This window comes from Micromonospora sediminicola, from assembly GCF_900089585.1.
Classification (GTDB): Bacteria; Actinomycetota; Actinomycetes; order Mycobacteriales; family Micromonosporaceae; genus Micromonospora; species Micromonospora sediminicola.
This window is the reverse complement of sequence record NZ_FLRH01000004.1, coordinates 786,853-807,915: the sequence shown is the minus strand read 5'-3', so window position 1 is coordinate 807,915 and position 21,063 is coordinate 786,853. Positions and strand designations below refer to the sequence as shown.

The following is a 21,063-nucleotide window of genomic DNA, read 5'->3' as shown; positions in this document are numbered from 1 at the left end:
CGGTCATGTTCTCCCGGCCCTCGCTGCGCTCGGTGCGTTCGCTCATGCTGTGCTGGCTGGGCATGTTCTCACGGCCCTCGCTGCGCTCGGTGCATTCGCTCATGCTGTGCTGGCTGGGCATGTTCTCACGGCCCTCGCTGCGCTCGGTGCATTCGCTCATGCTGTGCTGGCTGGGCATGTTCTCACGGCCCTCGCTGCGCTCGGTGCGTTCGCTCATGCCGGGCGACGCTTCGCGGCGGCGACCGCGATCCGGGCCGCCAGGTCGGCGTTGCGCAGGATGATGCGGACGTTCACCGCCAGGCTGGCGCCCTCGGTGGCGGCGTGGAAGTGGGCCAGCAGGAACGGCGTCACCGCCTTGCCGGTGATCCCCTCGCGGGCCAGCGCGGCCAGGCCCTCGGCCAGTGTCCGGTCGTGCAGCGCCGGGTCGAGCTGCTCGTCGACCGGCAGCGGGTTGGCCACGACCAGCCCTCCGTGGTGCACGCCCTGCGCCGCGCGGGCGGCCAGCACGTCGGCCACCTGCTCCGGGGACTCCACCGACCAGTCCAGGTCGAACCCGGCGTCGGTCAGGTAGAACCCGGGGAAGCGGCGGGTGTGGTAGCCCACCACGCCCACCCCGAGCGTCTCCAGCCGTTCCAGCGTCGCGCCCACGTCGAGGATCGACTTCACCCCGGCGCAGACCACGGCGATCGGCGTACGGGCCAGGGTGACCAGGTCCGCCGACTCGTCGAACGTCTGCGCCGCCTCGCGGTGCACGCCGCCGAGCCCGCCGGTGGCGAACACCCCGATCCCGGCGGCCGCCGCGACCGCGCTGGTGGCCGCCACCGTGGTGGCCCCGTCCGCGCCGGTCGCCGCGGCCGGCGCCAGGTCGCGGACCGAGAGCTTGCTCACGCCGTCGACGGTGGCGAGCCGGGTGAGCTGGGCGTCGTCCAGCCCGACCCGCAGCTCACCGGCGACCATGCCGATGGTGGCCGGCACCGCGCCCGCGTCCCGGACCGCCTGCTCGATCTCGCGCGCCACACGCAGGTTGTCCGGCCGGGGGAGGCCGTGCGAGACGATCGTGCTCTCCAGCGCCACGACCGGGCGCCCGTCGCGCAGGGCGTCGGCCACGTCACTGCCGAGGCTGATGTGAAAGTTGGTCACTTCGGCTACGGTACGGGCCGCTCCCGGGGCGGGCCCAGCTGGACCGGCCCGGGCGGACCTGCAAAACTGGAAGGTCGGAGGTGCAGACGTGAGCACAGAGGTTCTCGAGCGTCCCGAGCTGAAGGACGCCGACACTGGTCCCGAGATGTTCCACTACGTCCGCAAGGAGAAGATCGCCGAGAGTGCCGTCATGGGCACCTACGTGGTCGCGCTCTGCGGTGAGACGTTCCCGGTCACCAAGGCCGCCAAGCCCGGCTCCCCGGTGTGCCCGAAGTGCAAGGAGATCTACGACTCCTACTCGGAGTGATCGCGGGCGGCGCCGCCGCCCGCCCACGTAACCTGCGGCGGTGACCACCTCCACCGCGCTGCTCCTCGCCGACCTCACCGGCGTGGCGGTGTTCGCCGCCTCCGGCGCCTCCGCGGCGGTGGCGAAGCGACTCGACCTGTTCGGGGTGGTCTTCGTCGGTGTGGTCGCCGCCCTCGGCGGCGGCATCTTCCGCGACCTCGTGATCGACGAGGTCCCCCCGCTGGCGTTCGCCGACTGGCGGTACGCGGTCACCGCCGCCGTCACCGCCGCCGCGGTGTTCCGGCTGCACCCGCAGCTCGCCCGGCTGCGCACCACCGTGCTGGTGCTCGACGCGGCCGGCCTCGCCCTGTTCACCGTCACCGGCACGCTCAAGGCGCTCGACGCGCACGTGCCCGCTGTCGGCGCCTGCATGATCGGCATGCTCACCGCGATCGGCGGTGGGCTGGGCCGCGACCTGCTCACCGGCGAGATCCCGGTGGTGCTGCGTTCGGAGATCTACGCGGTCGCCGCGCTCGCCGGCTCGGTCGTGGTGGCGTTGCTGTCGACCTACGGACACGCCACCGCACTGCCGCTGACCGGCGCGGCGGTCTTCGTGTTCGGGCTGCGCCTGATCGCGCTGCGGCGACGCTGGTCGGCGCCGGTGCCCACGCTGCGCCCGCCCCGCACCGGGACCCGCTGGCCGTAGCCGCGACCGTCGCGCACCGGGGTGGGCGGATGTGACCAGCGTGGCGTCGAGTGGGGCGGGACGCCCCCGCTGGTTATGCTGAGTCGGCCTTCGCGGCACCGGATGCGCGAGGGCCTTTTCATGGGCGGCGGCTCCCGTGGCCCCCGGTCGGGCCCGCCGCCGTCCGCGGCGGAGAGGAGCCACGCGTGCCACCGCGGATGCCCGCGCTCGACACGTTCCCGCCCCTGCGTGCCTGGCAACGCAAGGCGATGGTGGAGTACCTGCGCCGGCGGGCCGAGGACTTCACCGCGGTCGCCACGCCCGGCGCCGGAAAGACCACCTTCGCGCTGCGGATCGCCGCCGAACTGCTCGCCGACGGCACCGTCGAGGCGGTCACCGTGGTCGCGCCGACCGAGCACCTGAAGACCCAGTGGGCGCAGGCCGCGGCCCGGGTCGGCATCCAGCTCGACGCCGCGTTCCGCAACGCCGACCTGCACTCCGCCGCCGACTTCCACGGCGCCGTGGTCACCTACGCCCAGGTCGGCATGGCGCCGCAGGTGCACCGGCGGCGCACCATGACCCGGCGGACGCTGGTGATCCTCGACGAGATCCACCACGCCGGCGACGCGCGCACCTGGGGCGACGGCGTCAAGGCCGCGTTCGAGCCCGCCGTACGCCGGCTGATGCTCACCGGCACGCCGTTCCGCTCCGACGACAACCCGATCCCGTTCATCAGCTACGAACGCGGCGGGGACGGGCTGCTGCGCTCCCGCGCCGACTCGGTCTACGGCTACTCCGACGCGCTGCGCGACGGCGTGGTCCGGCCGGTGCTGTTCCTGGCCTACTCGGGGGAGACCCGGTGGCGCACCAATGCCGGCGACGAGTTGGCCGCGCGGCTGGGCGAGCCGATGACGCAGGACCTGATCGCCCAGGCGTGGCGGACCGCGCTGGACCCGGCCGGCGACTGGATGCCGCAGGTGCTGCGCGCCGCCGACGCCCGGCTCAGCGTGCTGCGGGCCAACGGCATGCCCGACGCGGGCGGCCTGGTCATCGCCAGCGACCAGCAGGTGGCCCGCGCGTACGCGAAGCTGCTGGAGCAGGTGACCGGTGAGAAGGCCGCCGTGGTGCTCTCCGACGACCAGGGCGCCTCGGCGCGGATCGCGACGTTCGCGGCCTCCGAGCAGCGGTGGCTGGTCGCGGTGCGGATGGTCTCCGAGGGCGTGGACATCCCCCGGCTGGCCGTCGGGGTGTACGCGACCAGCGCCAGCACCCCGCTCTACTTCGCGCAGGCGATCGGCCGGTTCGTCCGGGCCCGCCGGTCCGGCGAGACCGCGTCGGTCTTCCTGCCCAGCGTGCCGCACCTGCTCGGGCTGGCCAGCGAGATGGAGGCCGAGCGGGACCACGTGCTCGGCAAGCCGAAGGACCGCGAGGGCTTCGAGGACGACCTGTTGGAGCGCGCCCAGCGCGACGACGGAGCCAGCGGCGAGCTGGAGAAGCGGTTCGCGGCGCTCTCCGCCACCGCCGAGCTGGACCAGGTGATCTTCGACGGCGCCTCCTTCGGCACCGCCGCCCAGGCCGGCACCCCGGAGGAGGAGGAATACCTCGGCCTGCCCGGGTTGCTCACCGCCGACCAGGTCTCGCTGCTGCTGACCAAGCGGCAGGCCGAGCAGCTCGCCGCGCAGAAGCTTCGAGCCGCCCTACGGACCGCTGAGCCGGCCGCTGCCGCCCCGGCGGCGGTGCCCCCACCGATGAGTGCGGCCCAGCGTCGGGTGGCGCTACGGCGGCAGCTGAACGCCCTGGTGGCCGCGCGGCACCACCGCACCGGCCAGCCGCACGGCAAGATCCACGCCGAGTTGCGCCGGATCTGCGGTGGCCCGCCCAGCGCCCAGGCCACGATCGAGCAGCTCGAGGAGCGCATCGCCACCGTGCAGACCCTGTAAGGAAGGGCCCCTTCTTAACGCCTCCGGTAGTGCAGGGGCCCCTTGTTAACACCTTGCGCGCGCGGGTACGAAAAACCGACCGGAGGCGACCCGTGTGGGTGCCTCCGGTCGGTTATGTCGAGTTGCGGATTTCCTGTCGGACCTCAGTTCGCCATCAGATCGGCGCCACGCCAGCTGAACTCCGGGTCCGACGCGTAGCGCACGGTGATCTTCACGAGATCCTCCGCGTACTTGTTCGCGTGGTGCCCACAGAACACCAGCTCGCTCCCACCCGCCAGAGTGATCCGGAGCTTGCCGGCAGCATTGCAGCGGTCGCACCGTTCATCGGCGGCCGGGGGGCTCACCGTCTCGGGCGGCGGCGTGAGGGTCGGGGTCATCGCCTTCCTCCTCTGGTCGTCACCGATGAACACTCTCTTCGGTTGCTCACCTATCGTGCAACACCCATCTCGGGCCCTGCCTTCCCTGTGTGCCCGCGGGGGACCGAGGTCACACCTGGCGTGGAAGACAGTGTGCCGTGCACCAAGGGTGCCACGTCAACGATCACAAACAGGCAACCGACCGATCACCGATGAGTGTTCTACGGCTGGTGATCAAACCGGCACGACGAGTTGACGTGCGGTGGTCAGTCCAGGTAGTCGCGGAGCACCTGGGAACGCGAGGGGTGCCGCAACTTGGACATCGTCTTGGATTCGATCTGCCGGATGCGTTCCCGGGTCACGCCGTACACCTGGCCGATCTCGTCCAGGGTGCGCGGCTGACCGTCGGTCAGGCCGAACCGCAGGCGTACCACGCCCGCCTCGCGCTCGGACAGCGTCTGCAGGACCTGCTGGAGCTGGTCCTGCAGCAGCGAGAACGACACCGCGTCGACCGCCACCACGGCCTCGGAGTCCTCGATGAAGTCGCCGAGCTGGCTGTCACCCTCGTCACCGATGGTCTGGTCGAGCGAGATGGGCTCCCGGGCGTACTGCTGGATCTCCAGCACCTTCTCCGGTGTGATGTCCATCTCCTTGGCCAGCTCCTCCGGAGTGGGCTCGCGGCCCAGGTCCTGGAGCAGCTCGCGCTGGATCCGGCCGAGCTTGTTGATCACCTCGACCATGTGCACCGGGATGCGGATGGTGCGGGCCTGGTCGGCCATGGCGCGGGTGATGGCCTGGCGGATCCACCAGGTGGCGTACGTGGAGAACTTGTAGCCCTTGGTGTAGTCGAACTTCTCGACCGCGCGGATCAGGCCGAGGTTGCCCTCCTGGATCAGGTCGAGGAAGGCCATGCCGCGTCCGGTGTAGCGCTTGGCCAGCGAGACCACCAGGCGGAGGTTGGCCTCCAGCAGGTGGTTCTTGGCCCGCTCACCGTCCCGGGAGATCCACATCAGGTCGCGCTGCAGGTCGCGGACCAGCTTCTCCTCGCCCTCGTCGGCGGCGCGCAGCCGCTCGGCGGCGTAGAGGCCGGCCTCGATCCGCTTGGCGAGCTCGACCTCCTGCTCGGCGTTGAGCAGCGGCACCTTGCCGATCTGCTTGAGGTAGGCCCGGACCGAGTCGGCGGAGGCGGTCAGCTCGGCGTCCCGGCGCGCCTGCTTGAGCGCCTCGGACTCCTCGTCGTCCCACTCGAAGTCGTTGTCGGTGGCGGAGCTGGCGGCGTCGGCCTCGGCGGCCTGGGTCAGCTCGGCCGGCTCCTCGACCACGACGTCCTCGATCTCGGCGGCCAGCTCCTCCGGGTCGATCTCGCCCTCGGCGCCCTCGCCCTTGGCGCCGGCCTTGCCGGACTTCGCCGCGGCGGTCTTGGCGGCCACGGTGGCCTTGGTGGCCCGGGTCGCCTTGGTGGCCTTCGCCGGGGCGGCGGCCTTGGCGGCCACGTCGGCGGTGGTGCCGGCGGCCTTGCGCGCCGTCGCCTTCCGCGGGGCCGGCGCCGGGGACTCCTCGGCGGCGGGCGCCTGCTTCGGGGCGGGCGCGGCGGCCTTCTTGGTGGTCTTGGCGGTGGTCGCCCGGGAGGCCGGGGTGGCGGACCGGGCCGCGGCGACCCGCGGGCGGCGGGTGCTCGCCGAGCCGTCCACGACCACCGTCACGCCCGCCTCGGAGAGCGCACGGAGAATCTTCTTGGCCTGGGCCGGGGTCACCTCAGCGGACTCGACGGTGCGCGCGAGCTGGGCCGACGTGAGCTGGCCGCCGGCGCTCTGCGCGTGGGCGATCAGGGTGTCGGTGAGCGAGCGAACGTCGGCGCCGGTCTGGCGGGGTTCTGTCACGAATGACCTTCCGGAGGCGAAAGAGCGAGCACGGCCGGGTCGTCCGGCGCAGCACGAACGGCCGTGCCGGGCGAGTCGTTGAGGGACCCCCGTGTCCCGGGCCGTCCGGTCGGTGGCGGTCCGTGGCGCGTGGGCAGGGTGAATTGTAACGCCGTCTGCCGCGATCATCCTGCGCCGCACGGCTACCGGTGGTCCGGGACCGCCGAATCAGCGCAGATGTGGACTTTGTAAGGATGATACCCACGCGCGACGCGGGCGGTCCCGATCGTGCGGGAAGGGGACCAACATGATCACCTCGGCGCCCACGCCGCGGGAGTTGCTCACGATCGCCGTCGAGGTGGCCCGCGACGCCGCCGCCACCGCGCACCGGATGCGGGCCGAGGGCGTGTCGGTGGCCGCGACCAAGAGCACGGCGACCGACGTGGTCACCGCCGCCGACCGCGCGGTCGAGCGGCAGGTGCTGGCGGCGCTGCGGGAGCGCCGCCCCGGCGACGCGGTGCTCGGTGAGGAGTACGGCACGGGGGACACCGGCCCGGCCGCCGAGGACGGCGTGCGCTGGGTCGTCGACCCGATCGACGGCACCGTCAACTACCTCTACGGGCTGCCCTACTGCGCGGTGTCGCTCGCCGCCGAGGTGGCCGGCGAGGTCGTGGCCGGGGTGGTGCGCAACGTGGCCACCGGCGAGGAGTGGACCGCCACCGCCGGCGGCGGGGCCTGGCGCGACGGCGAGCGGCTGCGCTGCTCCGCCGAGACCGACCTGGGGCAGGCGCTGGTCGCCACCGGATTCGGGTACGACGCCGGCCGCCGGGCGCACCAGGCCCGCGTGGTCGCCGAGCTGATCCCGCACGTGCGGGACATCCGCCGGATGGGCGCGGCCGCGCTCGACCTCTGCCTGGCCGCCGAGGGGCGGGTGGACGCCTACTACGAGAAGGGGCTCGCCGCCTGGGACCTCGCCGCCGGCGGGCTGGTCGCCCGCGAGGCCGGGCTGCTGGTGACCGGGCTGTCCGGTCGGGCGGCCGGGCCGGACCTGGTGCTCGCCGCGCCGCCGGCGCTGCACGGGCCGCTGCACACCCGCCTCGCCGACCTGGACGCCTCCGGCGGGCCGTGACCGGCACGCGCCCTCGTACGCGTCAGGGCGGCCTCCCGAACCGCGGAGGCCGCCCTGCGTCGTCGTCGGGTCGGGCCGGGTGACCGGCCCACCGGTCACTTGTCGAACGGCATCGGGCACGTCTCCGGCGGCGCCTCGGGCGCGCCCAGGTCGCCGAGCGACTGGTTCACCTCGGTGGTGGTGGCCAACTGCTGGAAGCCGTTGCCCAGGACCACGTCGACGCTGTCGTCCTTGCGGTTCGGGTCGAACTTCCGCTCGGCCTCGTTGAGGAAGTACGCCCGCAGCAGGTGCGCCGAGCCGACGCCCTTCGGGCCGTAGCGCAGCACGGCCACGCCGTCGAACGCCTTCTTCTCGTTGCCGACCTTCTTGACCTGGAACTTGCGGTTGCGGAAGTCGTCCGCGACCAGGCCGGCCCGGCCGGCCTCGTCGGTGGCGTTGTAGACGTTGAGCTTCACGTCCTTCTGCTCCCGCAGCCGCAGGTCGACCAGCTGCCAGCCGTCCGGGCACCCGGCGGCCGTGCCCGCCTTGCTCTGGGTGTCGCGCACCACGGCGACGACCACGATGACCAGGGCGATGACCGCCAGCAGTCCGACGACAACGAGTGCCCGCACTCGCGCAAAACTCATCCTGGGCGCTCCCCCGGACAGTGATTGGGTGGCGGCGGCCGCCGCGGTCGGGCCGCGTCTGTGGCCGTCCAGTACGCCGCTGAGGTTAACCCTTGTCCGGCTCCCGCGTGGAAACAGTCCGACATGCCGGCGCGCCACCGGGGGAACGGGTAGGACTACCCCTATCTTCGTGTCGCCTGAGTCACATTGGGAACAACTTCGGGCGCAGGGGCGTACATCTCTCCCGCGAGGGCGGTATACATGCCTCGCCCAAAGGGGGGGTAAGGTTCCGCGCTCGCCGGGGGGTTCCGCTCCGGCGAGCCCGACCCAACGGTCGTCGGGTCGGGTGCCCGACACAGATGGTGGCCGACCAGGGGAACCGAAACGGCGTCGTCCGGCGTTACAACCGGCAGCGACCATATCGATATTGGAGAGTGAAACCGATGGCCACCGACTACGACGCCCCGCGTCGCGACGAGGTCGACCTCGGCGAGGACAGCCTGGAAGAGCTCAAGGCCCGGCGGGTCGACTCACAGTCGGGCGCCGTGGACGTCGACGAGGCCGAGGTGGCCGAGAGCTTCGAGCTGCCCGGCGCCGATCTGGCCGACGAGGAGCTCACGGTCAAGGTCCTCCCGATGCAGCAGGACGAGTTCCGGTGCGCGCGCTGCTTCCTGGTCCACCACCGCAGCCAGCTGGCGGTCGAGCGCAACGGCGACCTGATCTGCCGCGAGTGCGTCTGATCCCGTCCGGGGAAACCGGCGGCGGCCCCGGTGCGGGGCCGCCGCTGTTCGAGCCGCCGTGCGCGGGTGGCCGGAAGCTGCTTGACTCGTAGCGGCGGCTGCCACGCCGCACGGAGCAGGAGGGCGGACGGGTGAGCGAGCGCAGCGAGCGTGCGGACGGGACCGACCGGACGCCGGCCCCGGAGCCGGGACCGGCGCCGACCACCCCCGACGCGGCCACCGCTCCGGCGGAGCCGGGCCGGGCGCCGTCCGGTGCGGACGGTGACGAGCTGGGCGCGACCGTCGCCGCCCTGACCGCCGACGACATCGCGCCGGCCCGCCGCCGGCAACTGCTGGTCCGGATGGTCGGCCAGGCCCGGGCCCGCGGCATCACCGACCTGTTCAAGCCGAAGGCGGCGCTGCGCTGGATGACGGACACCGTCGCCGAGGTCGCCCCGCACGTGCCGATCCGGGACCTGGCCACGCTCCGGCGGCACTTCCCGGGGCTGGACGACGACGCGCTGGCCGACCGGCTGGTCCGCAACGCCTCCCGGGCCACGGCCGGGGTGGGCGCGGCCGGCGGCGGGGTCGCCGCGGTCGAGTGGGCGGTCACGCCCACGCTGCTCTCCGCCCCCGTCCTGCTGGCCGCCGAGACGGTCGCGGTGGTGGCGATCGAACTGAAGCTGATCGGCGAGCTGCACGAGATCCACCGGATGCCGCTGCCCACCGGCGGCACCGCCCGCGCCGTGGCGCTGGTGCAGTCCTGGGCCGGGCAGCGGGGGATCAACCCGATGATGCCGGGCGTCGGGGTGAGCGCGGTGCTGGGCACCGCCGCCCGCCGCGAGCTGCGCGACAGCCTGCTGCGCCGGTTCGGTCGCAACCTCACCACGCTCGGGCCGTTCCTGACCGGCGCCGCGGTGGCCGGCTACCTCAACCGGCGGGCCACCCGCGCGCTCGGCGAGCAGCTCCGCAAGGATCTCCGGCACACGGCCCGCGGCCTGCCGCACAAGCGGGGCTGAGGGCCCGGCGGGGGACGGTCAGGCCGCGTCGCGGGCGGCCAGCAGGGCCGCCGCCAGCTCCACCGGACGCCGGGTGCTGACCACCCAGAACGGGGTCGGGTCCGCCGGGTCGTCCAGCACCACCTGGACCGCGCCGCCGACCCAGGGACGCTGGACCACGAAGGCGAGCGGGTCGGCGCCGACGCCGAGCACCTCGCGCCGGCCGGCCGCGTCCAGCGGCACCACGTCCGCGACGTGCCGCACCGGCAGGTGGGCGTCGTCGACCCGCAGTTCGCCGTCGCGCACCTCGACCCGGATCCGGCCCAGCCACCACAGGGCGGCCACCGTGCCGGGGATCAGCAGCACGAACGGCAGCCAGGCGCGGACCCCGGTCGCGCCCAGCCACAGCTCGGCGGCGAGCAGCCCGGCCACCGCCAGGCCCACCGGCCAGGCCCACCAGGGCAGCCCGAGGCGCTCCGCGTACGACGCGGGGGTGGCCGTCGGGGCGGCCGGGGATGACGACTGACGCACACTGCGAGGGTACGGCGCGCGGCGGGTCGGCCAACCGGCAGGATGGCAGGGTCACCCCGCGAGGACCGGACGGAAGAGGATGACCGTGACAGACGTCGTACCCGTGCCCGTACGGCAGCTCGACCCGGAGCTGCCGCTGCCGGCGTACGCCCATCCCGGCGACGCCGGCGCGGACCTGGTGTCCGCCGTGGACGTGGAGCTGCCGCCCGGCGGCCGGGCCCTGGTGCCCACCGGCGTCGCGGTGGCGCTGCCGGAGGGGTACGTGGGACTGGTCCACCCCCGATCGGGGTTGGCCGCGAGGCTCGGCGTGACGGTGCTCAACGCGCCCGGTACGGTCGACGCCGGCTACCGGGGTGAGATCCTGGTCAACCTGATCAACCATGATCGGGACACGCCGGCCACGATCAGCCGGGGCGACCGGATCGCCCAGCTGGTGGTGCAGCGGGTCGCCCGGGCCGAGTTCCGGCCGGTCGCCGAGCTGCCCGGGTCGCGGCGCGGTACCGGTGGGCACGGATCCACCGGCGGGCACGCCGGGCTGGTTCCGGCTCCGGCCGGTGGGCAGGACGAAGAGGTGGCAGGGTGAGTGCGAACAGCGGAGGGTGGGCGCAGTGATCTTCTCCCGGAAGCGGGCCGACGAGACGCGTGACGACGCGGTCCTCGACGTCGAGGAGGCCGCCGGGCCGTCCCGCGGCCCGTACGACGTCAGTGAGGCGCCCGACGCGCCCCGGCTGGACCTGGGCAGCCTCCAGATCCCGGCGGTGCCGGACGTGGAGGTGCGGGTGCAGGCCGACCCGCAGGGGGTGATCCAGCAGGTGGTGCTGGTGCACGGGCAGAACGCGCTCCAGCTCGGCGTCTTCGCCGCGCCCCGGTCCGACGGCATCTGGGACGAGGTGCGCGAGGAGATCCGCCAGTCGCTGTTCAACGACGGCGCCGCGGCCCAGGAGGTCGAGGGCGAGTACGGCACCGAGCTGCGCGCCCGGCTGCGCACCCCGGACGGCATGACCGACCTGCGGTTCGTCGGCATCGACGGGCCGCGCTGGATGGTCCGCGGCGTCTTCCAGGGCCAGGCGGCCACCGACCCGACCGCCGCCGGCCCGCTGGCGGCCTGCCTGGACGGCCTGGTGGTCGACCGCGGGCAGGAGGCCAAGCCGGTGCGGGAGCCGCTGCCGCTGCGGCTGCCCCGCGAGGTCGCCGAGCAGCAGGCCGCCCAGGAGCAGGCCGCCGCCGGTCCGCAGGAGGTCTGACGCACCGTGCCGGGCCCGGTCCCGTCGGCCTCCGGGCCGGCGGCGCCGGGCCCGTCGCGTGCGCGCCCACGCCGGTCCCGCCGGCGCGCCGGATCGGCGTACGCTGGCGGGACGGTTCCGCCGTCCGCGGAGCCCCGGCGTGGAGAGGGTGACGCGGAGGTCATGACGACCGACCAGGGCCGGGTGTCGCTGCGGCGGCTCCTGCAACGGCTCACCGCGAGCGAGGCCGAGATCGAGGCGCAGGAGCTGCGCCGCGAGAGCGCCGAGTCCGGCGGCACGCCGACCCACCAGTGCAACCGGGGCCAGGTCGTCTCGGTGGCCGGGCGGCTGCGCACGGTGGTCTACACGCCGCGCACCAACCTGCCCACGCTGGAGGCCGACCTCTACGACGGCAACGACGTGGTCACCCTGGTGTGGCTGGGCCGGCGGCACATCGCCGGGATCGAGCCGGGCCGGCACCTCACCGCCCGCGGCCGGGTGGCCGTGCGGGACGACCGCAAGGTGATCTACAACCCGTACTACGAGCTGGAGTCGCCGAAGTGACGACCGGACAGCAGCACACCCCGTCGGGGCTCGACCCGCAGGACGACGAGCGGCTGCCCAGCATCGCCGAGCAGATGGCCGACCAGCTGGGCGGCTGGCGCGGCCTGGTCGAGTCGAGCATCCCGGTGGTGGTCTTCGTGATCGCCAATGTGGTGGGCGAGCTGCGTCCCGCGGTGATCGCCTCGGTCGCGGTGGCGCTGCTGATCGCCGTGCTCCGGCTGGTGCAGCGGCGGCCGGTGCGGCACGCGGTGAACGGGCTCTTCGGCGTCGGCATCGGCGCGGCCATCGCCTGGCGCACCGGCAACGAGCGCGACTTCTACCTGCCCGGCATCCTCTACGGGATCGGCTACGGGCTGGCGCTGCTGCTGTCGGCCGCGATCCGGCAGCCGCTGGTCGGCTGGATCTGGTCGGTGCTGGTGGCCAAGGGCCGCTCCGAGTGGCGCGACGACCCGAGGCTGGTGCGCACCTTCACCCAGCTCACCGTGCTCTGGGGCGTGGTGTGGCTGGCCAAGGTCGGCGTGCAGGCCGGGCTCTACCTGGCCCACCAGGACACCGCGCTCGGCGTGGCCCGGCTCGCCCTGGGTTACCCGCCGTACGCGCTGCTGCTGCTGATCACGGTCTGGGTGGTGCGCCGGGTCACCCGGGAGGGCGCACCCGCCCCGCTGCCCGGCGCCTGAGGGTCCTCCCGCCCGTCAGGGGCGGCCGCGGTGCCGCTCGGTGCTCTCCGGGCCCAGGATGACGCCGCGCACCTCGTCCTCCACCTCCGCCGTGCACACGAACACCAGCTCGTCGCCGGCCTCGATCGGGTCGTCCGGGGTGGGCACCAGCACCCGCTTGCCGCGCAGGATCGCCACCAGCGCCGCGTCCCGGGGGAGCGGCACCGCGTGGATCGGCTGCCCGACGTAGGGCGCGGTCGGCGGCAGCGTGATCTCGACCAGGTTCGCCTCGCCCTGCCGGAACGTCATCAGCCGGACCAGGTCGCCGACGGTGACCGCCTCCTCGACCAGCGCCGCCATCACCCGCGGCTTGCTGACCGCGACGTCCACGCCCCACTGGTCGGTGAAGAGCCACTCGTTCTCCGCCCGGTTGACCCGGGCGACCACGCGGGGCACCGCGAACTCGGTCTTGGCCAGCAGCGAGACCACCAGGTTGACCTTGTCGTCGCCGGTGGCCGCCACCACCACGTCGCAGCCGGCCACGTTGGCCTCCTCGAGGCTGGCCAGCTCGCACGCGTCGGCGAGCACCCAGTCGGCGGCCGGGACGCGGTCCGGCCGCAGCATCTTGGGCTGCCGCTCGATCAGCATCACCTGGTGGCCGTTGTCGATCAGCTCCTGGGCGATCGAGCGGCCCACGTTGCCGGCGCCGGCGATGGCGATCCGCATGGCTCAGTGCCCCCCTTCCGGCGGCGTCGCCGCCACCGACGTGACCGACGCGGTGATGTCGTCGGTCACCAACATGAAGACCTGGTCGCCCTCCTGCACCACGGTGGAGGCGGTGGGCAGGGTGCCGATCCCGAACCGGGTCAGGTAGGCCACCCGGGCGCCGACGGCCTCCTCCAGCTGCCGCAGCGACCGGCCGATCCAGTCCTTGTGCACCGGCACCTCGATGATCGACACGGTGCTGGTCGGGTCGCGGAAGATCTCCACGTTGCCCTCGGGGACCAGGTGCCGCAGCATCCGGTCGGCGGTCCACCGGACCGTCGCCACGGTGGGGATGCCGAGGCGCTCGTAGACCTGGGCGCGGCGCTGGTCGTAGATCCGGGCCGCGACCCGGGAGACGCCGAACGTCTCCCGGGCCAGCCGGGCCGAGATGATGTTGGAGTTGTCGCCGCTGGAGACCGCGGCGAACGCGTCGGCCCGCTCGATGCCGGCCTGACGCAGCACCTCGCCGTCGAAGCCGGCGCCGGTGACCGTGATGCCCGCGAAGTCCGGCCCGAGCCGGCGGAACGCGTCCGCGTCCTGGTCGATCACCGCCACCGAGTGCCCCCGGGACTCCAGGCTGTGTGCCAGGGTCGACCCGACCCGGCCGCAGCCCATGATCACGACATGCACGGTGTCCGCTCCTCCCACGGTGCCGCCCGCCGACCCGTCGTCTGCGAGCCTGCCACGTCCCCGCCCGCGACGGGGCACCGAACCGTACCGCGCGGTCGCGCGCGGGGGTGATCAGCCACCCCACCGTCCCGAGCCGGCTGGCCGTACGCTTGGCGGTTGTGGCCCGACCCACCTCGCTGCTGAAGCGACTCCTCCTCGGTCGACCGTTCCGGTCCGACCGCCTGCAGCACACCCTGCTGCCGAAGCGCATCGCGCTGCCGGTCTTCGCGTCCGACGCGCTCTCCTCCGTGGCGTACGCCCCGGACGAGATCCTGCTGACGCTCTCCATCGCGGGCGCCTCGGCGTTCTTCTTCTCGCCGTGGATCGCGCTCGCCGTCGTCGTGGTGATGCTCACCGTGGTGGCGAGCTACCGGCAGAACGTGCACGCGTACCCCTCGGGCGGCGGCGACTACGAGGTGGCCACCGTCAACCTGGGGCCGCGCGCCGGCCTCGCGGTGGCCAGCGCGCTGCTCGTCGACTACGTGCTCACGGTCGCCGTGTCGGTCTCCTCCGGCGTGGCCAACCTCGGCTCGGTGGTGCCGTTCGTGGCCACCCACAAGGTGCTCATCGCGGTCAGCGCGGTCGTGCTGCTCACCGCGATGAACCTGCGCGGCCTGCGCGAGTCCGGCACCGCGTTCGCGATCCCCACCTACGGCTTCGTCATCGTCATCGGCGGCATGCTGCTGACCGGGTTCGTGCGGATCTTCGTGCTCGGCGACGACCTGCAGGCTCCCAGCGCCGGCCTGGAGATCCACGCCGAGCACAGCGTGACCGGCTTCGCGCTGATCTTCCTGCTGCTGCGCACGTTCTCCTCCGGCTGCGCCGCGCTCACCGGCGTCGAGGCCATCTCCAACGGCGTACCGGCGTTCAAGTCGCCCAAGTCCAAGAACGCGGCGACCACGTTGCTGCTGCTCGGCACCATCGCGGTCACCATGCTGGTCGGCATCATCCTGCTGGCCCGCAAGACCGGCCTGCAGTTCGTCGAGGACCCGACCACGCAGATCGTCGGCGGCCCGGCCGGGTACGTGCAGAAGACGGTCACCGCGCAGCTCGGCGAGACCGTGTTCGGCAGCGGTTCGGTGCTGCTCTACGTGGTCGCCGGCATGACCGCGCTGATCCTGTTCCTGGCCGCCAACACCGCGTTCAACGGCTTCCCGGTGCTCGGCTCGATCCTGGCCCAGGACCGCTACCTGCCGCGCCAGCTGCACACCCGGGGCGACCGGCTGGCGTTCTCCAACGGCATCGTCTTCCTCGCCGTCTTCGCGGTGGTGCTGATCGTCGGCTTCCAGGCCGAGGTGACCCGGCTCATCCAGCTCTACATCGTCGGCGTCTTCGTCTCGTTCACGCTCTCCCAGGCCGGCATGATCCGACACTGGAACCGGCACCTGCGCACCGAGCGCGACCCGGAGGCGCGGCGGCGGATGATCCGCTCCCGGGCGATCAACACGTTCGGCATGGCCATGACCGGCATCGTGCTGATCATCGTGCTGGTCACGAAGTTCCTGCTCGGCGCGTGGATCGCGATCGTCGCCATGGCGGTGATGTACGTGGTCATGCTCGCCATCCGCCGGCACTACGACCGGGTCGCGGCCGAGCTGGAGCCGACCGAGCAACGGGCCGTGCTGCCCGCCCGCAACCACGCCATCGTGCTGGTCAGCAAGCTGCACCAGCCGACCCTGCGGGCCGTCGCGTACGCCCGGGCGACCCGGCCGGACACGCTGACCGCGGTGACCGTCAACGTGGACGAGAAGGACACCCGGGACCTCCAGGCCGACTGGGAGCGCCGGGAGCTGCCGGTGCCGCTGACCGTGATCGACTCGCCGTACCGGGAGATCACCCGGCCGATCCTCAACTTCGTCGCCTCGGTCCGCCGCGAGTCGCCCCGCGACGTGGTCACCGTCTTCATCCCCGAGTACGTGGTCGGGCGCTGGTGGGAGAACCTGCTGCACAACCAGAGCGCGCTGCGGCTCAAGGGCCGGCTGCTGTTCGAGCCGGGCGTGATGGTGACCAGCGTGCCCTGGCAGCTCGCCTCCACCGCCAGCAAGAACCTGGACCGCCTCGACGCCACGCTCAGCCGTGGTCCGGCCCGCGGCCCCCGGGTGGCGCCGCAGAGCACGCTGCCGCCGACCGTGCCACCGGTCGCTCCGGCGCCCTCCGACGAGCCGGGAGGCCGCTCGTGAGCGCGAGGAGTGAGCCGGTGTTGCGAGCCTCGCAGTCGCGAACGAAGGAGGACGCCGTGAGCGCGAGGAGTGAGCCGGTGTTGCGAGCCTCGCAGTCGCGAACGAAGGAGGACGCCGTGAGCGCGAGGAGTGAGCCGGTGTTGCGAGCCTCGCAGTCGCGAACGAAGGAGGACGCCGTGAGCGCCGCGCCGGAACGCCCCGGGCTGGAGGAGGCCGACCGGGTCGAGCTGACCGTCGACGCGGTCGCGCCGGGCGGGCACTGCGTGGCCCGGGTCGGCGGCCAGGTGGTCTTCGTCCGGCACGCGCTGCCCGGCGAGCGGGTGGTGGCCGAGGTGACCGAGCTGCACCGTGGCTTCGCCCGCGCCGACGCGGTGGAGATCCTCGACGCCTCCCCGGACCGGGTCGTCCCGCCCTGCCCGTACGCCCGGCCCGGCGCGTGCGGCGGCTGCGACCTCCAGCACGTCGCCCCGGCGGCCCAGCTCGACTGGAAGGTCGCCGTGGTGCGCGAGCAGCTCACCCGGCTGGGTCGGCTCACCGACGCCCAGGTGGACGCGCTCGGCGTCCGGGTCGAGGCGCTGCCCGGCGGGCCGCTGGGCTGGCGCTCCCGGGTCCGCTACGCGGTCGACGCGACCGGCCGGGCCGGGCTGCTCAAGCACCGCTCGCACGAGGTGGTGCCGATCGACAGGTGCCTGATCGCCCACCCGGCGATCCAGGAGCTGCCGGTGCTGCCGCCCACCGGGGCGCGCTGGCCGCACGCCGACGCCGTGGAGACGGTCGCCAGCACCGGCGGGGACGTCGCCGTGGTCGCGTACGCCGAGGGGGTCGCCACGGCCGTGAGCGGGCCGGAGCGGGTCCGGGAGACGGCGGCCGGGCGGTCCTTCACGCTGCCCGCCTCCGGCTTCTGGCAGGTGCACCCGGCGGCGGCGGATGCCCTGGTCGGCGCCGTGCTCGATCTGCTCGACCCGCGTCCGGGCGAGAGCGCCTGGGACCTGTACGGCGGGGCCGGGCTGTTCGCCGCCGCGCTCGCCGGCCGGGTCGACGGGGCCCGGGTGACGGTGGTCGAGTCGGCGCCCGACGGGGTGGCCGCCGCCCGCACCAACCTGGCCGACCTGCCCGCCGTCGAGGTGGTCGCGGCCCGGGTCGAGACCGCGCTGGCCCGGCGCCGGATCACCGGCCCGGTCGACCTGGTGGTGCTCGACCCGCCGCGCTCCGGCGCGGGCGCCCCGGTGGTACGCGGCGTGGTGGCCGCCGGGCCGCGCGCGGTCGCGTACGTGGCCTGCGACCCGGCCGCCTTCGCCCGGGACGTGCGCACGTTCGCCGAGGCGGGCTGGCGGCTGGCCGCGCTGCGCGGGTTCGACCTGTTCCCGATGACCCAGCACGTCGAGCTGGTCGGCCTGTTCCTGCCCCCGGCGCGTTAAGCGGGGGCCCTTCCTCTACCGGATCCGTTAAAAGGGGGCCCTTCCTTGCGCATCGTCGGGCTGATGTCGGGCACCTCGTACGACGGGGTGGACGTGGCGGCGGGCGAGTTCACCCTCGACGGGGACACGTTGCGGCTGCGTCCGCTCGGGCACCGCGAGCTGGCCTACCCGGACGACCTGCGGGCGCAGATCGGCGCGCTGCTGCCGCCGGCCGCGACCACGATCGAGGCGGTGTGCCGGCTGGACAACCGGCTCGGTGAGGTGTTCGCCGAGGCGGCGGCCGTCGGTGTCGAGCTGGCCGGGGGCGCCGTCGACGCGGTCGTCTCCCACGGCCAGACCGTCTTCCACTGGGTCGAGGCCGGCCGGGTGCGCGGCACCCTCCAGCTCGGCGCGCCGGCCCGGGTCGCCGCCCGGGTGGGCGTGCCGGTGCTGCACGACCTGCGCTCGGCGGACGTGGCGGCCGGCGGGCAGGGCGCGCCGCTGGTCCCGGCGTTCGACGCGTTGCTGCTCGACGGGAGCGCCGGGGCCCGCGCGGCGCTGAACCTGGGCGGCATCGCGAACCTCACCGTGGTCGCGCCCGGGGCGCCGGTCCTCGGGTACGACGTGGGCCCGGCCAACGCGCTGCTGGACGCCGCCGCCCGCCGCTTCCTCGACCGCCCCTGCGACGTCGACGGGGCGCGGGCCGCCGCCGGCCGGGTGCACGGCGCGCTGCTGGCCCGGCTGCTCGCCGAGCCCTACTACGCCGCGCCGCCGCCCAGGTCGACGGGCAAGGAGCTGTTCCACGGCGGCTACCTGGACGCCGCGCTGGCCGCCCTGGGCGAGCCGGTGGCCGCCGACGACGTGCTGGCCACGCTCACCGAGCTGACCGCCCGCACGGTCGCCGACGCCTGCGACCGGCACGGGGTGACCGAGGTGGTCGCCGCCGGCGGGGGAGTGCGCAATCCCACACTCCGGGCCCGGCTGGCCGCGCTTGGCGCCGGGCGGTGGCGGCTGCGCACCACCGACGAGCTGGGCGTGCCGGCCCAGGCCAAGGAGGCGTACGCGTTCGCGCTGCTGGGGTGGCTGAGCTGGCACGGGCTGCCCGGCGCGGTCCCGTCGGTCACCGGCGCCTCCCGGGCCGCCGTGCTCGGCTCCTGGACCCCCGCCGGCCCGCCGTTCGGGGCGGCCCGGGCGACGCCGCCGCGCCGGCTGGTGGTCGCCGCCTGATCCACGGCTCGGCTGCGGACTGTGGCGCGGCCGATAGACTCTCCGGTCATGAGTGTTGAAGAGGGCACGGCCAACCACGGTCGGCTGCTGGGCACCGTCCGCGGCCCGCAGGACGTGAAGCGGATGACCGCCGAGCAGCTGGACATCCTCGCCGCCGAGATCCGTGACTTCCTGATCGCGAAGGTCTCCCGCACCGGCGGGCACATCGGTCCCAACCTCGGTGTGGTCGAGCTGACCCTGGCGATGCACCGGGTCTTCGACTCCCCCCGCGACCGGCTCCTCTTCGACACCGGCCACCAGGCGTACGTACACAAGATCCTCACCGGCCGGCAGGAGGGCTTCGACAAGCTCCGCCAGCGCGGTGGCCTCTCCGGCTACCCCAGCCAGGCGGAGAGCGAGCACGACCTGATCGAGAACTCGCACGCCTCCACCGCCCTGTCCTACGCCGACGGCCTGGCCAAGGCGTACGCGCTGCGCGGCGAGAAGCGGGCCGTGGTGGCCGTGGTCGGCGACGGCGCGCTCACCGGCGGCATGTGCTGGGAGGCGCTGAACAACATCGCCACCGCCGGCAACCCGCTGGTCATCGTGGTCAACGACAACGGCCGGTCCTACTCGCCGACCATCGGCGGCCTCGCCGACCACCTGTCGTCGCTGCGGCTCAACCCCGGCTACGAGAAGGTGCTCGACACGGTCAAGGACGCGCTGGGCAACACCCCGTTCGTCGGCAAGCCGATGTTCGAGGTGCTGCACGCGGTCAAGAAGGGCATCAAGGACGCGGTCGCCCCGCAGGCGATGTTCGAGGACCTGGGCATCAAGTACGTCGGCCCGGTCGACGGCCACGACGTGCCGGCGGTCGAGGCGGCGCTGCGCGCGGCGAAGAACTTCGGCGGCCCGGTGATCGTGCACGCGGTCACCCGCAAGGGCTACGGCTACCGTCCGGCCGAGGACGACGAGGCGGACTGCCTGCACGGCCCCGGCGGCGCCTTCGACGTCGAGACCGGCCAGCTGGTCGCCGCGCCGTCGGTGAAGTGGACCCACGTCTTCGCCAACGAGCTGGTGAGCATCGCCGACGAGCGTCCGGACGTGGTCGGCATCACCGCCGCCATGGCCGAGCCCACCGGCATCGCCACGCTGGCCCGCAAGTACCCGGAGCGGGTCTACGACGTGGGCATCGCCGAGCAGCACGCGGCCACCTCCGCCGCCGGCCTGGCCATGGGCGGCCTGCACCCGGTGGTCGCGGTCTACGCCACCTTCCTCAACCGGGCGTTCGACCAGGTCCTGCTGGACGTGGCCATGCACAAGCTGCCGGTCACGTTCGTGCTGGACCGGGCCGGCATCACCGGCCCCGACGGGCCGAGCCACTACGGCGTCTGGGACATGTCGGTCTTCGGCGTGGTGCCCGGTCTGCGGATCGCCGCGCCCCGCGACTCGGCGACGCTGCGCGAGGAGCTGCGCGAGGCGATCGCCGTGGACGACGGCCCGACCATCCTGCGCTTCCCGACCGGCACCGTCGCCGCTGACCTGCCGGCCGTGCGCCGGGTCGGCCCGGTGGACGTGCTGGCCGAATCGGCGCGTACCGACGTGCTGCTGGTCGCGGTCGGCTCCTTCGGCGCCCTGGGCATGGAGGTCGCCACCCGGGTCGCCGAGCAGGGCTACGGCGTCACCGTGGTCGACCCGCGCTGGGTCCGCCCGGTCCCGGCCGAGCTGGTCGAGCTGGCCGCCGGGCACCGCCTCGTGGTCACCGTCGAGGACGGCGTCCGGGTCGGTGGCGTCGGCTCCGCGCTGGCCCAGGCGATGCGCGACGCCGACGTCCGGGTGCCGGTCAAGGACCTGGGCGTACCGGCCGACTGGCACCCGCACGGCACCCGCGCGCAGATCCTGGCCGACCTGCGGCTGACCGCGCAGGACGTGGCGCGTGACGTCACCGGCTGGATCTCCGGCCTGGACGCCGCGCCGGTCGACCCGGCCACCGACGGGGCCACGGCGCAGAACTGATCCGGATACGGTGCTCGGGCGGTCCCGCTTTCCCGCGGGGCCGCCCGAGCGCTGTTCCGTAGGTGTCCCGGCCGCGGCGTGCCGCCAGTTCGCCGTAGTGGCGGCGTCGAGGTAGCCGGGACGCCACCACGTCGGCGAC

The 21,063-nt window shown here is 73.8% G+C and carries 21 protein-coding genes; 14 read left to right on the top strand and 7 right to left on the bottom strand.

Annotation, left to right across the window (positions count from 1 at the left end; all coding sequences use genetic code 11):
• Positions 1–213 precede the first annotated feature (213 nt).
• Complete coding sequence (locus GA0070622_RS25225; protein ID WP_091579578.1) at positions 214–1,140, bottom strand: pseudouridine-5'-phosphate glycosidase; 927 nt, start codon at positions 1,138–1,140, stop codon at positions 214–216.
• 88 nt (positions 1,141–1,228) lie between these two features.
• Here GA0070622_RS25225 and GA0070622_RS25220 point away from each other — a divergent pair, with 88 nt between their 5' ends.
• The 3 genes from GA0070622_RS25220 to GA0070622_RS25210 all read left to right on the top strand — a co-directional run bounded on the left by GA0070622_RS25220 (position 1,229) and on the right by GA0070622_RS25210 (position 4,051).
• Positions 1,229–1,447, top strand: a complete 219-nt coding sequence (locus GA0070622_RS25220; protein WP_091579574.1) for a DUF3039 domain-containing protein — start codon at positions 1,229–1,231, stop codon at positions 1,445–1,447.
• A gap of 40 nt (positions 1,448–1,487) precedes the next feature.
• Positions 1,488–2,132: a trimeric intracellular cation channel family protein gene (locus GA0070622_RS25215; protein ID WP_091579571.1), complete on the top strand. Its 645-nt coding sequence runs from the start codon at positions 1,488–1,490 to the stop codon at positions 2,130–2,132.
• Positions 2,133–2,329: 197 nt separating this feature from the next.
• On the top strand, positions 2,330–4,051 hold the full coding sequence (locus tag GA0070622_RS25210; RefSeq protein WP_091579568.1) for a DEAD/DEAH box helicase: 1,722 nt from the start codon (positions 2,330–2,332) through the stop codon (positions 4,049–4,051).
• Between the two features lie 143 nt (positions 4,052–4,194).
• On the opposite strand, the gene GA0070622_RS25205 is transcribed toward GA0070622_RS25210, so the two are convergent.
• Both GA0070622_RS25205 and GA0070622_RS25200 read right to left on the bottom strand, forming a co-directional pair.
• On the bottom strand, positions 4,195–4,428 hold the full coding sequence (locus GA0070622_RS25205; RefSeq protein ID WP_013284786.1) for a DUF7455 domain-containing protein: 234 nt from the start codon (positions 4,426–4,428) through the stop codon (positions 4,195–4,197).
• Between the two features lie 245 nt (positions 4,429–4,673).
• Positions 4,674–6,287, bottom strand: a complete 1,614-nt coding sequence (locus GA0070622_RS25200; protein WP_091579563.1) for an RNA polymerase sigma factor — start codon at positions 6,285–6,287, stop codon at positions 4,674–4,676.
• 286 nt (positions 6,288–6,573) lie between these two features.
• Here GA0070622_RS25200 and GA0070622_RS25195 point away from each other — a divergent pair, with 286 nt between their 5' ends.
• Positions 6,574–7,395: an inositol monophosphatase family protein gene (locus GA0070622_RS25195; RefSeq protein ID WP_091579559.1), complete on the top strand. Its 822-nt coding sequence runs from the start codon at positions 6,574–6,576 to the stop codon at positions 7,393–7,395.
• 95 nt (positions 7,396–7,490) lie between these two features.
• On the opposite strand, the gene GA0070622_RS25190 is transcribed toward GA0070622_RS25195, so the two are convergent.
• Positions 7,491–8,006 carry a LytR C-terminal domain-containing protein gene (locus GA0070622_RS25190; protein ID WP_176558891.1) on the bottom strand — a complete coding sequence of 172 codons (516 nt, stop codon included), beginning with the start codon at positions 8,004–8,006 and terminating at the stop codon, positions 7,491–7,493.
• A gap of 437 nt (positions 8,007–8,443) precedes the next feature.
• Here GA0070622_RS25190 and GA0070622_RS25185 point away from each other — a divergent pair, with 437 nt between their 5' ends.
• Positions 8,444–8,740, top strand: coding sequence for a DUF4193 domain-containing protein (locus GA0070622_RS25185; RefSeq protein ID WP_013284790.1), 297 nt, complete (start codon positions 8,444–8,446; stop codon positions 8,738–8,740).
• Positions 8,741–9,009: 269 nt separating this feature from the next.
• A complete protein-coding gene (locus GA0070622_RS25180) occupies positions 9,010–9,738 on the top strand; it encodes a hypothetical protein (protein WP_172968012.1) in 729 nt (242 codons plus the stop codon).
• An 18-nt stretch (positions 9,739–9,756) separates the two neighbouring features.
• On the opposite strand, the gene GA0070622_RS25175 is transcribed toward GA0070622_RS25180, so the two are convergent.
• Positions 9,757–10,248, bottom strand: a complete 492-nt coding sequence (locus GA0070622_RS25175; RefSeq protein ID WP_091579546.1) for a DUF3093 domain-containing protein — start codon at positions 10,246–10,248, stop codon at positions 9,757–9,759.
• Positions 10,249–10,333: 85 nt separating this feature from the next.
• Here GA0070622_RS25175 and dut point away from each other — a divergent pair, with 85 nt between their 5' ends.
• From dut to GA0070622_RS25155, 4 genes are all read left to right on the top strand, one after another.
• Positions 10,334–10,831 (top strand): dUTP diphosphatase, encoded by a 498-nt coding sequence (gene dut, locus GA0070622_RS25170; protein WP_172968011.1) that lies wholly within the window; start codon positions 10,334–10,336, stop codon positions 10,829–10,831.
• A 25-nt stretch (positions 10,832–10,856) separates the two neighbouring features.
• Complete coding sequence (locus GA0070622_RS25165) at positions 10,857–11,492, top strand: DUF3710 domain-containing protein (protein WP_091579538.1); 636 nt, start codon at positions 10,857–10,859, stop codon at positions 11,490–11,492.
• A 162-nt stretch (positions 11,493–11,654) separates the two neighbouring features.
• Positions 11,655–12,035: an OB-fold nucleic acid binding domain-containing protein gene (locus tag GA0070622_RS25160; RefSeq protein ID WP_091579534.1), complete on the top strand. Its 381-nt coding sequence runs from the start codon at positions 11,655–11,657 to the stop codon at positions 12,033–12,035.
• Complete coding sequence (locus GA0070622_RS25155; RefSeq protein ID WP_091579530.1) at positions 12,032–12,712, top strand: DUF3159 domain-containing protein; 681 nt, start codon at positions 12,032–12,034, stop codon at positions 12,710–12,712. The genes GA0070622_RS25160 and GA0070622_RS25155 overlap by 4 nt, the downstream gene beginning before the upstream one ends.
• 15 nt (positions 12,713–12,727) lie before the next feature.
• On the opposite strand, the gene GA0070622_RS25150 is transcribed toward GA0070622_RS25155, so the two are convergent.
• Both GA0070622_RS25150 and GA0070622_RS25145 read right to left on the bottom strand, forming a co-directional pair.
• Entirely contained in the window at positions 12,728–13,417 is a 690-nt protein-coding gene (locus GA0070622_RS25150; protein WP_091579526.1) for a potassium channel family protein, read from the bottom strand.
• 3 nt (positions 13,418–13,420) lie between these two features.
• On the bottom strand, positions 13,421–14,086 hold the full coding sequence (locus GA0070622_RS25145; protein WP_091579521.1) for a potassium channel family protein: 666 nt from the start codon (positions 14,084–14,086) through the stop codon (positions 13,421–13,423).
• A 158-nt stretch (positions 14,087–14,244) separates the two neighbouring features.
• Between GA0070622_RS25145 and GA0070622_RS25140 the strand changes: the two genes are divergently transcribed.
• From GA0070622_RS25140 to dxs, 4 genes are all read left to right on the top strand, one after another.
• Entirely contained in the window at positions 14,245–16,305 is a 2,061-nt protein-coding gene (locus GA0070622_RS25140) for an APC family permease (RefSeq protein ID WP_091583949.1), read from the top strand.
• A gap of 176 nt (positions 16,306–16,481) precedes the next feature.
• A complete protein-coding gene (locus tag GA0070622_RS25135; RefSeq protein WP_245666813.1) occupies positions 16,482–17,723 on the top strand; it encodes a class I SAM-dependent RNA methyltransferase in 1,242 nt (413 codons plus the stop codon).
• A gap of 63 nt (positions 17,724–17,786) precedes the next feature.
• Positions 17,787–18,929 (top strand): anhydro-N-acetylmuramic acid kinase, encoded by a 1,143-nt coding sequence (locus GA0070622_RS25130; protein WP_245666811.1) that lies wholly within the window; start codon positions 17,787–17,789, stop codon positions 18,927–18,929.
• Between the two features lie 48 nt (positions 18,930–18,977).
• Entirely contained in the window at positions 18,978–20,924 is a 1,947-nt protein-coding gene (gene dxs / locus GA0070622_RS25125) for a 1-deoxy-D-xylulose-5-phosphate synthase (RefSeq protein ID WP_091579513.1), read from the top strand.
• Positions 20,925–21,063: the final 139 nt, after the last annotated feature.

Bases quoted from the DNA above. Each gene is read 5' to 3' on its own strand.
- GA0070622_RS25210 (WP_091579568.1), top strand. From the start codon at position 2,330: ATGCCCGCGCTCGACACGTTCCCGCCCCTGCGTGCCTGGCAACGCAAG.
- GA0070622_RS25205 (WP_013284786.1), bottom strand. From the start codon at position 4,428: ATGACCCCGACCCTCACGCCGCCGCCCGAGACGGTGAGCCCCCCGGCC.
- GA0070622_RS25195 (WP_091579559.1), top strand. From the start codon at position 6,574: ATGATCACCTCGGCGCCCACGCCGCGGGAGTTGCTCACGATCGCCGTC.
- GA0070622_RS25185 (WP_013284790.1), top strand. From the start codon at position 8,444: ATGGCCACCGACTACGACGCCCCGCGTCGCGACGAGGTCGACCTCGGC.
- GA0070622_RS25160 (WP_091579534.1), top strand. From the start codon at position 11,655: ATGACGACCGACCAGGGCCGGGTGTCGCTGCGGCGGCTCCTGCAACGG.
- GA0070622_RS25150 (WP_091579526.1), bottom strand. From the start codon at position 13,417: ATGCGGATCGCCATCGCCGGCGCCGGCAACGTGGGCCGCTCGATCGCC.
- GA0070622_RS25130 (WP_245666811.1), top strand. From the start codon at position 17,787: ATGTCGGGCACCTCGTACGACGGGGTGGACGTGGCGGCGGGCGAGTTC.
- dxs (WP_091579513.1), top strand. From the start codon at position 18,978: ATGAGTGTTGAAGAGGGCACGGCCAACCACGGTCGGCTGCTGGGCACC.